This is a genomic window from Sporolactobacillus terrae DSM 11697 (assembly GCF_000648615.1).
In the GTDB taxonomy this organism is placed as follows: domain Bacteria; phylum Bacillota; class Bacilli; order Bacillales; family Sporolactobacillaceae; genus Sporolactobacillus; species Sporolactobacillus terrae.
This window is the reverse complement of the sequence record NZ_JFZC01000038.1, coordinates 51,770-64,917: the sequence shown is the minus strand read 5'-3', so window position 1 is coordinate 64,917 and position 13,148 is coordinate 51,770. Positions and strand designations below refer to the sequence as shown.

The window sequence follows — 13,148 nt, the reverse complement described above, 5'->3', positions numbered from 1 at the left end:
ACCTGCGTGATTCTTTTACCTTGTGCACGCGCGTTGACCAATTGGTCAATGACACTATACCATGTGTTGACCAGATGGTCAATCCCCGATCGAATCGTTCAAATTTTAGCAATCGCACGCAGCAAACTGCGCCTAAAGACCGCAAATGGAACAGGATCGATTTTACAGTATAGCCTTTGCTGCATGCTGCATAATAAAAAACGATTAGGGGGGATAATCAAATGGCAAAACCGGATGATCGTTCGGATAATTGGGGAAAAATTGCACACAACATCGGCAATACACTGCAGAACATCAACGAAACTGAGGATTACCTCAAGGCACACGGCGATAAAGTAAGCGAAGAAGAAAAACGCCAGCTGCTTGAAAAGAATCAGCGCCGCGTGGAAAGTGTCCACGGACTCCGCGAAGAAATTAAAGATGAAGCACGATTTAGCAAAACCCATTAACGTGAAAAGAAGGTGCCGCAACGTCTCGATTGACGATGCAGCGCCTTCTTTCATGGTCTGATGTGCTCAAATTTTTGTTTCAACGGCTTTCGTTTCAATTGAAAAGCCAAGATCTTCAATCATTTGATAATCTTTTGTCGTATCCTGACCTTTTGTCGTCAGATAGTCACCGATGAAAATCGAATTGGCGATATAAAGACCGAGATTTTGCGACGAACGCAGATTTACTTCGCGCCCACCGGCAATACGAATTTCCTTTGTTGGATTAATAAACCGAAAAACCGCTAAAATCTTTAAGCATCGATTTGGATTCAGTTCATCCATGTTTTCCAGTTTCGTACCCGGAATCGGATTCAAAAAGTTAATTGGAATGGAATCGGCATCCAGTTCCTTTAAAGCATAAGCCATGTCGATAATATCGGCGTCTGTTTCACCCATGCCGCAAATCACTCCGGAACATGGCGAAATTTTGGCGTTTTTCACTGCCTTAATCGTTGCGACACGATCCTGATAATGATGTGTGGTCGCAATTTGGTCATAGTGAGAAGCGTTCGTATTCAGGTTGTGATTAAAGCGATCCACACCCGCCGCTTTTAACGCTTTGGCCTGCTCCCCATTAATCAAGCCAAGACACGCACAAATTTTAATAGGCATTTCCTTTTTGATCTTTTTGACTGCCGAGCAGACAGTGCGCACTTCGCGCGGCGAAGCCTTTCGTCCGCTCATGACAATGCAATAGGTTCCGATCTGATTCTCATAGGCCTGTCTTGCTCCTTGAACAATCACATCCTCGCTCACCAATGGATAGGCGTCGATTGACGTTTCGGCGTAAATCGATTGGGAACAATAGGCACAATTTTCGGCACAGCGGCCGCTTTTCGCATTAATAATCAGATTTAATTTCATCGCCGTTCCATAATAATGTCTGCGCAATTGGTATGCCCCGTAGACAAGATCCAGTGTTTCATCATCTGCGACCCGGAGCATTTCCTGCGCTTCGCTGCGTGTACAGGCGTAACCGCCAATCACACGCTGCGCAAGATGATACCATTTCACAACGATCCCTCCCCGATTTTATACAAGTTTCGATTTTTTTAGAAAGGGCAGTCTTTGCTTTAGCCGACACGCAACGACAGCTGCCGCCCCGGCTTTTACAAGATCAAGCAATAGCAGCGGCAAATTGCTTTCCGCTACACCAAGAAGCGGCAAGTGATTATAGAAAGCAAACCACGGGACGCCGACGAAATAAATAATCAAAATACCGGCGAGAATCGCCAGATAGTAGCGAAACAGCGCCCATTTCTTTGTGTTTATGTAATCCGTAATCAGACCAATGACAAAGGTGGCAAGCGGCCATGCGAGAATATAGCCTCCAGTTGGTCCAAGCAAAACCCCTAATCCCCCGCGATATCCGGAAAGTACTGGAACTCCTGCCGCTGCAAGTGCTATAAAAACGAGCATCGCAATAAGCCCTTTTCTAGCTCCTAAGATACTGCCGACCAGCATCACACCGATCATTTGAAACGTAAAAGGAACAGGAATAAATGGAATAACTAGGGTTGGCAGTGCGCCAAAAGCAATCATCACGGCGACGAACAGTGAAACTAAGGTAATCGATCGCGTTTTCAAGAATAGCCCTCCTTTTCGTTAACCAAAAATAATTTTAGGTTTACATTCGTTATATGTCAACCATATCTTTAAAAAAGTTAACATTTAGGGTGATAAGAAAAACCGGGCAAAAAGCGCTCGGTCCTTACTTCCGCCTTCCATTCGGGCTTTGTTCATCACCTTGTGCACAAACGACACTCCAGCTGCTCGCTTGCCGCGGGCGCACCGCGAGCTGCTGCGCGTCGTTGTGTGGCGCTTTCCGATTCTGCCAAGGCGATCCTGTACGCAGACTCCCATGCTCACCTTTATTAAGCAGCTCCTTTTCAGATCCACTAAAGATAAGCCTCTAGGCGTAGAGGAAATTACAGCTTCAGCTGATTTTGGATCGGCACCGTCTCATGTAAAGTAGGTATAGAAACTCTTTTGAAAGGAATGGCCAGCTTGTACGCCTACATCCTCTTGACCCACGCAAAAACACTGCCTTCTGCTTTAATTAAATTATGGACCGGAGATGCGTACACACACGCAGCGCTTGCACTCGATACACCGCAACATATGTACAGTTTCGGCCGTAAAGGCAAGTATAATTTTCTTAACGGAGGGTTTACAGAAAACGAGCTAAAGGATCAGCCTGCCGACCTGCGGCTGATGATTCTGCGTTTAACGATCTCTCCAGCACAGCATCGGCAACTTGCATGTTTGATTCGCAGTTTCCGCAACCGTAGAAATCAGCTGCACTACAATTTTTCAGGGATCCTCGGTCTGATGCTGCAAAAAGAAATACACAGCCAAGATCGCTTCTTTTGCTCACAATTTGTGGCGGCTGTGTTGGCTGAATGCGGAATTTGTGCGTTCCCCAAACCGTGCTGTTTCATCAAACCAGCGGATTTTGCGCAGATTGACGAAGCAAACGTGCTGTTTGAAGGCTTAATCAGTGATTATTTCGCTATGTCCCAAGACCTATTGGATGGAGATGTTACTCTGCAAATGATGCAGCCCCGTACAGTTTCCCCGTTATACTAAGGTTATCTCAAATATACTTCACCATACGGTATTCAGCGACAAAGCCGTGATCCTCCTTCATCGCATCAGGATCTTCGCCAATGATCGTAAAGCCCATCTTTTTGTAGGCACGTATCGCCGGTTCATTATGGGTCATCACATACAGATAAATTTTGCTAATCCCCTGTTTTTTCACCTGTTCAATGATGTAATTAATGATTCGTTTGGAGAGCCGTTGTCCGCGGTATTCATCGGAAACATAGACACTGGTCAAATTTGCGCGGTGCTCCATCTTCGGCAGTTTTTCTCGATCAAGTGAAGCAATGGCAACCAGTTTCTCGCCATCAAAGCCGCCGACCGTCATGACATGTTTCTTGGACAAGTCGTCGCGGATCTGGCTGATTGTCTTGCTGCGTTCCGTATCAAAATCTGAGGCGAAGGCCTCCGGATTCTTTATTAATGCTTCCAGTCTTAGTTTTTGATATTGCTCTGCATCTTCAGCAGTTAATACTCGGAAAGTGACCATAACCGTTCCTCCACTATACAATGTCGCGGTTATTATGCGCTTATCCCGACCGTTTCATGAGCTGAATCTCGGAGAACTCACTCTCAGCCGCGCTGAACGTGTTCGATTGTCTTGTTTATCAACCACTTTGGTGATTTTATCAGTCAGTTCGACAAGTTTATCAACCACTTTGGTGATTTTATCAGTCACTTTAGCGTTTTTATCAGTCACTTTGACAAATTTATCGACCAGTTTGCTTTTTCATCGAGTATTTCCTCCGATAAGTAGTAGATTCTCGATTTTTTATTTCCATCAAAATGGAGAGCCGTGCGATGAAGTAACCGTCTTGTCGTTGATTCAGAGCCTAGGTTGAGAAAATCGCGGCATTGGCTGTTTGTGATCGCCGGTCCATAGATAAGAAAATAATCCCGCAGTGCAGTTAGATACGCGAACCGGGCGTGATGGTCACACGCCCTGCAAATCCAGCGTTGTTTCACCTTTTCCACCGGCGTCGCTCCGCAGTTAGGGCACTGCACACCTTTTTTAATCTGTTCCGATTGAATCTTGAACGTTTTGAATGGCTGAATCATTTTCTTCTGATGCGCAGCGAGAAGATTTGCCGCGATCTTATCCAATTCACCTGCAGAAAGGTGCGCTTCGGTAAATTGCTTATTGATTTTAAGTAATTCCGATTTAAGATTCGCTCTGCGCACAATTTTCTTGATTTGATCATTATTCAAATCTGTGACTTGGATCTGCGCCGCCGAAGCGATCACAACGCGATTCCGTATCGGCAAGAACACGCCGCGTTTGCTCAACCACTGACGAAGCGAATCCGTTAAATGATTCGCCTGCGAAATTGGATCATCATAAATATCGAGAGTATCATCCAATTCACGAATGAGCTGAAGCATCGCTGTATCGAAAGTCAGCTTACCAATGATATTCTTCACTTCTAGAATTAGTGCGAAACGTTCACAAAGGGCAAGAAAATCAATCTGAAAATAATGGATCCCGTCGTATAATCGGAGATTGTGAAAAATGCGGAAGTCTTCTTCGGGGAGGTAGCAAAGCGGGTAACTCATCGACCGTTCACCGCGATAGCCGGCGATTGCTCGCTTATAAAGCGAGCGGATATCCTCGTGCGCGGCACATGGATTCAACCTTCGAACAAGTGCTTCGTACTGAAGCACATGGAACGGTACTTGGATTGGTTTTACGTACACACCATCGCCTCTCTTTCATTAATAAAAAGGTTCGACAACGCCATGCGTAATTCCTTTTTTCGGGAACCGCGCGGCAAAATCAGTCCTCCAAAATTAAATTCAGGCTTTCCCTGCATCCCGCAATGATCTCCTCGTTCTGTTGATCGAGCCCATAAACAAACAGCGCAACAGTTGTAAATGCCGCCTTCCAGCGCGCTAATGCTTTTGTCCGCTCACTGACATCTCCATAAACAGAAAAAAATTCAGCACGTGCACAGCTTGGCAAAAAACTGTAAACAAGCGGCAAGTCGATCGCTGGATTGCCAATATGGACGTCGCCCCAATCAATCACTCCGCTCACCCGGTGCTGCGCGTCGATCACGATGTTGCGGCTATGCAAGTCTCCATGAACCAAGCAATGCTTCTGTGAGGGAGCGATTACCCCGGCAACGTAACGCCGTAGCGCATCTGTGGAACGATACGCGGCGCGCGTTTACCAAATAGACCGTCTTGTCGTAACCCTTGCCCAGATCAGCAATTTTTGCCGGTGCCAGCTCAGGAAACTGTACCTCAATCAGCTCCTTAGCCTTCTCCTTGGAAACCACATAGTCTGGATCCCAACTGTTCGCCATCGTGATCCACCTCCTATTTTATGCGTTCATTTTTGACCCTCGTCACCACGCATCTTCGGGCACGCAGCACCACTTATCGCGCTCTTCGCTTCATCACGATCGTCAAAACAACCATCACCAACCCAAGCGCCATCCCCATTGCTCCAAAACTCACCGTAAAACGCAACTGTTCAATCAGCCATCCGGACAAGGGAAACAGAACAATCATCGCTACGCTGAACAACATGCTCGAAACGCTAAGCAGCGTCGCACGGCTTGAGGACGGGATCAGCGCATTAAAGTAATTGCTGAAGATTGGCTGGCTGACCGAAACAAGCGTGTTCAGCGTAATAAAGCAACCGATCAGGAGTGGCAGTTGATTCACAAATGTAAGGATCAGCAACCCGCAAAGCAGCGCAGAGAAATATAGAATTAAGTTCGCTTGCCCGGCCCATCGTTCAATCTGCGGCGAGATTTTCGCGCCAATAATTTGGAACACGGCGGATGCGATCATCAGCAAGCTGATCTGATATCCTTTGAATCCGTACCCATCCACAAGCGACTGAAAATAAAAATAATAGGTTGCCGCAACCCCTTCAAACAGCGCGAAAAAAAGCATTAGAAAACGCAGCTGCCCATTTTCTTTTAAGAAAAGCGCCGCGTTCTTCAAAATCGCAAAATAGCTGGTCACTTTTTCCTCTTTTCGCTGCGATTTTCTCGGTTCTCTCATCATCAAGACCGACAGAATCGCCAGCATCGAGATGGCAATCTGAATCCAGTAGACACCTTCAAAATAGGCAGTGACGAACCAGCCGGCGACAAAAATCCCCAATGTATCCGCCAATTCATAAAGCGCATTAACATTCGCCGAAACCTTGATGTAGCGCTTTTCTTGATTCAAACAGCGCAGTGATTCGTAAACCAATGCGTCGGTTGTGCCCGAATTTAGATTGTACGACCACGCTGAAATAATAAAGCCAACGGCAAACCAAAGAAAGTCATGAGAAAAAATCAAAATGATGCTGCTGATCATCGCGCAGACGCGTCCAAGAATCAGTACCGCCCGGTAGCTTAAACGATCCGCAAGTGCACCGCTTGGTACTTCAAAAAGAAAACTGCTGACATGAAAGATACTCTCGAGCAGCCCAACTTCAACTAAAGACATCCCGCGATGGGTCAGGTAAAGCACCCACAGTGCCGTCACACCGAAGAACGAGCAAAAATTGTAGATATAATTATAGCGAATATTATGATTAAAGCTTCTGACAAACATCGAAATCTACTCCATTCACTGCAACCGATACTAAGATTCAAAGAAGTATGGCCGGATCATCCTACAGTTAAAATTAGATCAACTTCCCCATCGTACCAAAGATGGGACAATGAGTTTCGGTCTTACCAATGGATGCCACACATAACACGGTAAATGAATCGGCAAGATTATATCTCCGAATTGATACACCATGAGAAGGACAATAATTGTCCCAATGATAAAAATGATCTGTTCTTTAAAACTTTAATAGATTTTTTTGGTTTTCTACTCAATTACCATTATACAAGACTCGGGGAGGTACTTCCTTTTTGCATTTTGAAACCCTTGGAGCACAAGAGCAAAGAAATATGAAATTCATTCAATAATTAGAAGGGTTTAGATTAGTTTATTGTTTACATCATTAGCCCTACCAGCAATGATTCTTACTCCAGTAAATGTCACACATGCCACAGAGACCAACAGTCGTAGATAAAGGCGAACCACCAAAAATCTTAGATCCATCTAATATTCAAACTACAGGAGCTGTAAAAATTACTGTATCCCCTTCCCTGTTACAATCTAATAAAGGAGCAAACATTGACATCAGTCCATTAATATCTGATCCGGGTGGTTGGCAATCCAGAGGGAAATATAAGGGATACGCATATACCACATAGGGTGTGCTGTATTATACACCAAGCGGTAGTGCAAATTGGCGATCTGCAGGTGGAAATTTCAAAGTTGAGTTCACCAACGTTAAAAATAGTTTTACAGTTCAACTAAGGGAATATGATGGTACCGATAATCAAGATGAATTTGTTAGTCATTCAGTAAGGGTTACCGGAAATGGATCAATTAGCTGGCATGATATCTCTAAATATGTAGATGGTAGCAATAATGAGGCGGAGTTTTACATTGCAACATACGATGCAGCTCCAAGTTAGGCTAGTTTCTATGCTGAAGGACTTGATTGAAAAAATAACAAATTGAAGTAGAGAATTAGCAGGAGTACTTCCGCAGGACGCGGTGACTTCTGCGTTGTGCACAGGACGTACCTTCACAGGATGTGATGACTTTCGCATTGCATACAGGACGTATGCGTCCTTAGCGAAAGTTCCTTTTAAAATTAGTGAAAGTTCCTTTTGCTCTGTATGTGGTTTTGAACCATCAAGTTTGTGCCTGTGAGACACTCCCTCTGCTCGCATCAACAGGGCGTGACCGCGGGCAAAGTTATTTTACAAGTCGTAATTACGTAAGTCATGAGGAATGGCTAGACCTTTGGCGCAAAGCAACGCGAATGACTGGCGTGACTGAAAAAGGAACGGATGAGATCACGCAAGTAAATATTCAAAAAGTGAAGAACAGCCGAGCGCCATTAGAAATGTCGAAGTATGTGAGCAAGGATTTGGTTGACATTGATGTGGACGAGCGTGTCTTTGACTATTATTATGGCGCGCTGAAGGGTCGCCGTTTGATTGGCTATAATGGTGTGTTCCTCGAGTATTCAAAGAAATTTGACGCGGATGAATTGGACGAGTTCAAAAAGCAGGACACCAATATTTATGTTTTGTTCTGTACATCGAGCTGGATAAAAGGCAGCTATACAGAGCATTATTCCGAGATGTCGGCTGAACAAATCAAGCAGTGGAATAGCGGTCATAAGACGGTCAAAAATTAAAGGCGTAAACGGTGAGCCTGCGCTTGCGCAAACAGGGGCGCTAATGAGCGCCTGCACAAGTGCAAACACCGCATAGATATTGGATTTTGTACTAATGGGGGGAGCTGATGGAATGGCATTGACTGAGGAAGAAGAAAAGAAGGAATTGCGGCGTGCGCAGAGTGCTTTTCGGACGGCGAAAACGTATGTGAATCGGTACGGTGAACCTGAAGGATTGCAAGAATTGAAATCGCTCATAGAGGAAAAGCTTGGGGAGGCGCCGGCAATAAAAGAAGAAGTTCCAAAAGAAGAACAGCTTTTAAAACAGGAACTACATAGTGTGCGCCAGGAACTGGCGGCGGTGCGTGATGCGCAGCAAATGGCAGCGGAAAAAGCGTCTAAAGTCGCGGCAGAACTGGCGGCGATGCGTAAAACGCAGCTTGATCAAAGCAAAAAAATAGGGGATGCATCTGAAGTTCCGGTTGTGGTTTTTGGTGGAATTGTAGTGACGGTGGTAATTGCAGTAGTGTTTTTCATTAAATCCTTTTTTTGAATAGGGAAAATAAAAAAGAGCTATGTCTTCGTTAAGTGAAGGAGCTCTTTTTTATTTTGCATTCTATTGGTAGTATATTTGGTTTTACTTTGTTTAGGTGCAAGAATCTATGATTGCTGTTATTCCAAAGAAAGATAATAATGCGTCTCTAAGTTGAGGACTAGCTTTTTTTGCCGCTTTAGCTGTTGCCTTTTTCCATGCAGTTGTTTTGCTTCTGTAGCGTTTCTTGTAAACATTGTAGTATTGAATTGATTTTTTAACGAAAGTTGTTACTCCTCCAAGGGCTTTTAGTGCTTTTTTTATTTTTAGTAGTTTGGCAGGAGCCCATGCTAAACCTACTAGTGCTGCTCCTACTGCACTTACGCAACCAAGAACTGATTTAACTTGGTATTTTCCACTACTTTCGAGATTTGAGTTTATTACTGCAAGTGTAGCAGGATCTTTAATGTTGCTTTTAAACCATTCTAGTATTGCTTCATGACCTTGGTTAACTACGGATTTTGGTATGTTCTCAATGGCTTTTAGGGCTTCTTCACTGGAGGATAGGTTGGGAAGTTCTTCTGAGATGGTTTGATTCTTAGCGAAATTGGATTGTGTTGTTTCAGATTTCGCTTGAGCTTGATTTGGGCTGGTTGCTAATCCGATGATGGCGAACAATAGCGTGGAAATAATTATCCAAATAGCTATGTTCTTTTTGGTTATTACGTAGTTCATTGTTGTGTGGGACCTCCTTTTATGTGTAAGATTATTTATAATTGTACGTCTATTGGTAGCATATTTCCATATTATTGTTATATATTTCTAAATTTAAGGAGTTGATAAAAATGAAATTTATTCATGAAAAGTATGAGCTTATCTGGTGGATTTCTACTATGCTGGCATTTTTATTCATTTTGATTGATAGTTTTATATTTAGAAGTGGATATCTCTCGTTCGTAGTATTTGTGATATTTGCAGTATTTATGAGTGTTGTTGGAGTCATCAATAAAAAATATAAAGAATAAGTGAACATTGGATGTGTTTATCTAAAATGAGAAAAAAATATATTTTTATTGTTGCTGCAGTTTTGTTTTTTATCTTAGTTGTGGGCGGTATTGCTTATTTAAAATATATGAATTCAGATATGGTTAAAGGTTCTAATTCGAAAAAATTTTATCTTAGGAATCAACCATATGTTGGTAGTAAAAATGCGAAAAATATTATTGTTGAATTTTCGGATTATCGTTGTCCGTGGTGTAAAAAGTTTCAACAAGAGATTTATCCAAAAATCAAAAAGGATCTTGTAGATACGGGTAAGACGAAATTTTATTATGTTAACTTTACAGTGTTAGGGCCAAATTCTGCTAAGGCGGCGAATGCAGCTTACTACATATATCAAAAGTACCCTCGATCTTTTTTCGCTTTCCATGACGCGCTATTTAAAGCTCAGGGGGATGAAAAAAAGAATTGGGTAACAAATGATTTGCTTGCTAAGAAAGCAGAACAAACAGTTCCAAATTTAGATCGGAAAGAGCTTTTATCAGTAATTAATTCAGATAAGTATAAAGATCAGATTAAAAATATAGATAGTGATGTGATAAAAATTGGGGTGAAACAAACACCGACTTTGATGGTCAATAATAAAGTTGTAGAAAATCCCTACGATTATGAAAAAATAAAAGCTTTGATACATTAGATGGAGTGGAAAAAAAACCGACCCTTTGCATGAGCATTGGGAAGGCTTTTTTTTAGCTCCAAGGGGCGTAGTCGGCAGGGTTTCGCCTTGCCGAAGGCAAGCCCGGCTTTGCCGGGAGAGCCTCGCAGAGCGCAATCTTCACGTAGTGAAGTATATTGCGCTATACTTTACATGGAAGTTTTCCGAAAAACAAGTGAGGTGCACGCTCATGGCTTTTGTGGTTTGTCACATGACTAAGTACGCTTCCGGAAATCTTGGGGGACTGCAAAGGCATAACCAGCGAGAGACGGAAAATCATGCGAATAAGGATATTAAAACAGAGTTGTCGTATTTGAACTATGACTTGATCAATACAGGGAAAATATCTTACCCGAAGAAAATAAATGATCGAATTGCTGAAGGCGTAGAAACGAATCGGGCAATTCGAAAAGATGCGGTGCGGGTTTGTGGTTTTATTGTAAGTGCGAGCCCTGAACTGTTTAAGGATAAGGCAGAAAATGAAACACGATCTTATTTTGAAAAGGCGACTGGGTTTTTTAAGAATCGGTATGGTGCTGAAAATGTGGTCTATGCTCAGGTACATATGGACGAGACCACGCCACATATGCATTTGGGCGTGGTGCCGATCACGGAAGATCATAAATTATCTGCAAAGCGAATTTTCAACCGTAAGGAACTTCAAAACTTGCAGAAAAATCTGCCTGATTATATGCAGAAACAGGGCTTTGTGGTTCAGAAAGGGCAGTCTAAAAATAAGCATTTAGATGAATTGGAATACAAGGCACAAAGGGCAGAAGAACGGGCGAAACAGGCACAGTCACAGGCTGCCGAAACGGAAAAGATATTGGCTGAAAAACAGAAGAGCCTTGTAGAAACGAAAAAAACAGTGGATTCGCTGATTGCCACAGGTGGGCAGAAAGTAGAAGAAGCCAAGAAGGCAACAAAGGTACTTGCGCAGCGTGCGGCACAAGAGATTCAGCTGAAAGCACACCATATGGAATTGACACAGTCGGCATGGACGCTTTCCGGTAAAATCGAAGAAGCGACAGAAACACTTGGGGAATTGGAATTGACGGTGAGTCTTGAAGAGGAAAAATTGAAGAGTGTTAGAGCTGCAGCTGACAAAAATAAGCTGTTTGAATATCACATTGATAATATTCCAGTTGAGATAAAGAAAAGTGGAATCCTCAGAAACGGGCCTGAGAGCGTCGTACTCGAACGAAAGCATTGGGAAGAGTTAAAACACAGGCCAAAGCAAGTATAGCTTATAGAGAACGTTCTGAGAGCTTTGAAAAGGAAAATGGAACGCTATGGGAAAGAAATGAGTGGTACCAACAAGACAACTTTCTTTACCCTGTAAAAAAAAGCGCTGCTGAATCCGTTTGGATTCAAGCAGCACTTTTTCACACACACATCACTATAGAACATTTTGGCTCCATCTCCGATCGATACGGAAAATCTTCCAAATGAGATAGGAAATGAGCCAGACTGCAAGAAAGAGGAAAATTAAACCGTAACCCATCCAATTTAAGTCGATCGCCTGCACCCAATTCCAGAAGCCGCCTTGGAGGTGGAACTGCTCACTGACTACCTGACTGAGTTCAATGCTGCCGATCAGCAAAGCAGCCAGCACCGAGATCGCTGTAACCGTTAAATTGTAATAGACTTTGCGGACCGGTGTATCCAATGCCCAACGATACGCACGTGTCATCATGACCGAATCCGTGGTATCCATCACATTCATCCCGGCCGCAAAAAGAAGCGGCAACGCAAGAACGGCGGCAATAGACATATGCGCACGCGCGGATTCTGCAGACAATGCAAGCAGACTGATTTCCGTTGCCGTGTCAAAGCCAAGGCCGAACAGGAAGCCGAGCGGCAGCACATGCCAGCTTTGACTAATAAAAGCAAAGAGCGGCCGAAACATGCGCGATAAAAAGCCGCGCGACTGAAGCAGCTGATCAAATTGTTTTTGATCAAACGCGTGCTGCTTTAAGCGAAGAAACAGTTTCTGCAAATCAATTAAGATAAATAGATTAATGAAAGCAATGACTAACAGAAAACTTCCGGACACGGTCGCACCGATGACGCCGCCAACATGTGAAAGAAGCGGCAAATGCTGCTGCGCCCAGTGCACCGAAAAAGCAAGTGCAGCAGCCATCAGAAACACAACGGAAGAATGGCCGAGCGAGAAGTAAAAACCAACGCCCATTGAATTCTGATTTTGCTGCATTAATTTACGCACCGTATTGTCAATTGCGGCAATATGATCGGCATCAAAGGCATGACGCAGCCCAAGCGTATAGGCAACCATTCCGAGCCCAAGGATAAATGGATTTGTTCTTGCCGCGAAGATAAGCAGACTGAATCCAAGCAGATGAAGCAACAGGGATCCAATGTAGTAAGGCAAACTTTTTTTTAACACATCAATTCTTCCTTTCATGCCTGGCAGCTTTCTGCGCAAGTTCTGTGCTTACTTGCGCGCCGCATCAGGACTTTTTTTCTACTTTTAAGCATGCGACATGCTAAGAAAAACCGGGCAAAAAGCACCTGGTCCTTAACCTCCAGCCATGTGTGATGGATTCGTGTCTTTTCGGTGCTGAATCATCGCTTCGATTACTCGCTTGCCGC

16 protein-coding genes are annotated in these 13,148 nt (G+C 43.7%); 7 read left to right on the top strand and 9 right to left on the bottom strand.

Features of this window, described 5'->3' with window-relative positions; genetic code table 11:
- Positions 1-221: 221 nt before the first annotated feature.
- Positions 222-449, top strand: a complete 228-nt coding sequence (gene tlp / locus AA84_RS0106925; RefSeq protein ID WP_028976594.1) for a small acid-soluble spore protein Tlp — start codon at positions 222-224, stop codon at positions 447-449.
- Between the two features lie 66 nt (positions 450-515).
- Here the strand turns inward: tlp and bioB are convergent, their stop codons facing one another.
- Complete coding sequence (gene bioB, locus AA84_RS0106920; RefSeq protein WP_028976593.1) at positions 516-1,505, bottom strand: biotin synthase BioB; 990 nt, start codon at positions 1,503-1,505, stop codon at positions 516-518.
- A gap of 18 nt (positions 1,506-1,523) precedes the next feature.
- Positions 1,524-2,078, bottom strand: coding sequence for a biotin transporter BioY (locus tag AA84_RS0106915; protein ID WP_028976592.1), 555 nt, complete (start codon positions 2,076-2,078; stop codon positions 1,524-1,526).
- Positions 2,079-2,498: 420 nt separating this feature from the next.
- On the opposite strand from AA84_RS0106915, the gene AA84_RS17365 reads away from it, so the two are divergent.
- Positions 2,499-3,080, top strand: a complete 582-nt coding sequence (locus AA84_RS17365; RefSeq protein WP_051575328.1) for a hypothetical protein — start codon at positions 2,499-2,501, stop codon at positions 3,078-3,080.
- Positions 3,081-3,087: 7 nt separating this feature from the next.
- Here AA84_RS17365 and AA84_RS0106905 read toward each other — a convergent pair whose 3' ends face one another.
- The 5 genes from AA84_RS0106905 to AA84_RS0106885 form a co-directional block, all read right to left on the bottom strand.
- Positions 3,088-3,585 (bottom strand): GNAT family N-acetyltransferase, encoded by a 498-nt coding sequence (locus AA84_RS0106905; RefSeq protein WP_010027483.1) that lies wholly within the window; start codon positions 3,583-3,585, stop codon positions 3,088-3,090.
- A gap of 206 nt (positions 3,586-3,791) precedes the next feature.
- Positions 3,792-4,790 carry a nuclease-related domain-containing protein gene (locus AA84_RS0106900; RefSeq protein ID WP_028976591.1) on the bottom strand — a complete coding sequence of 333 codons (999 nt, stop codon included), beginning with the start codon at positions 4,788-4,790 and terminating at the stop codon, positions 3,792-3,794.
- A 79-nt stretch (positions 4,791-4,869) separates the two neighbouring features.
- A complete protein-coding gene (locus AA84_RS19360; RefSeq protein WP_028976590.1) occupies positions 4,870-5,169 on the bottom strand; it encodes a phosphotransferase in 300 nt (99 codons plus the stop codon).
- On the bottom strand, positions 5,162-5,401 hold the full coding sequence (locus tag AA84_RS19355; protein ID WP_028976589.1) for a hypothetical protein: 240 nt from the start codon (positions 5,399-5,401) through the stop codon (positions 5,162-5,164). The genes AA84_RS19360 and AA84_RS19355 overlap by 8 nt, the downstream gene beginning before the upstream one ends.
- Positions 5,402-5,474: 73 nt before the next feature.
- A complete protein-coding gene (locus tag AA84_RS0106885) occupies positions 5,475-6,653 on the bottom strand; it encodes an MFS transporter (RefSeq protein WP_028976588.1) in 1,179 nt (392 codons plus the stop codon).
- A gap of 1,138 nt (positions 6,654-7,791) precedes the next feature.
- Between AA84_RS0106885 and AA84_RS17355 the strand changes: the two genes are divergently transcribed.
- Together AA84_RS17355 and AA84_RS0106875 are read left to right on the top strand one after the other, a co-directional pair.
- Complete coding sequence (locus AA84_RS17355; RefSeq protein ID WP_152540357.1) at positions 7,792-8,310, top strand: protein rep; 519 nt, start codon at positions 7,792-7,794, stop codon at positions 8,308-8,310.
- A 112-nt stretch (positions 8,311-8,422) separates the two neighbouring features.
- Entirely contained in the window at positions 8,423-8,842 is a 420-nt protein-coding gene (locus AA84_RS0106875; protein ID WP_028976587.1) for a hypothetical protein, read from the top strand.
- Between the two features lie 93 nt (positions 8,843-8,935).
- On the opposite strand, the gene AA84_RS17350 is transcribed toward AA84_RS0106875, so the two are convergent.
- Entirely contained in the window at positions 8,936-9,556 is a 621-nt protein-coding gene (locus tag AA84_RS17350) for a hypothetical protein (protein ID WP_051577857.1), read from the bottom strand.
- 110 nt (positions 9,557-9,666) lie between these two features.
- On the opposite strand from AA84_RS17350, the gene AA84_RS0106865 reads away from it, so the two are divergent.
- The 3 genes from AA84_RS0106865 (at position 9,667) to mobV (ending at position 11,781) form a co-directional block, all read left to right on the top strand.
- Positions 9,667-9,846, top strand: coding sequence for a hypothetical protein (locus AA84_RS0106865; RefSeq protein ID WP_028976586.1), 180 nt, complete (start codon positions 9,667-9,669; stop codon positions 9,844-9,846).
- 26 nt (positions 9,847-9,872) lie between these two features.
- A complete protein-coding gene (locus AA84_RS17345) occupies positions 9,873-10,517 on the top strand; it encodes a thioredoxin domain-containing protein (RefSeq protein WP_051577855.1) in 645 nt (214 codons plus the stop codon).
- Between the two features lie 208 nt (positions 10,518-10,725).
- Entirely contained in the window at positions 10,726-11,781 is a 1,056-nt protein-coding gene (mobV, locus tag AA84_RS17340) for a MobV family relaxase (protein ID WP_051577854.1), read from the top strand.
- 153 nt (positions 11,782-11,934) lie between these two features.
- Here mobV and AA84_RS0106850 read toward each other — a convergent pair whose 3' ends face one another.
- On the bottom strand, positions 11,935-12,960 hold the full coding sequence (locus AA84_RS0106850) for a HoxN/HupN/NixA family nickel/cobalt transporter (protein WP_028976585.1): 1,026 nt from the start codon (positions 12,958-12,960) through the stop codon (positions 11,935-11,937).
- Between the last annotated feature and the right edge of the window lie 188 nt (positions 12,961-13,148).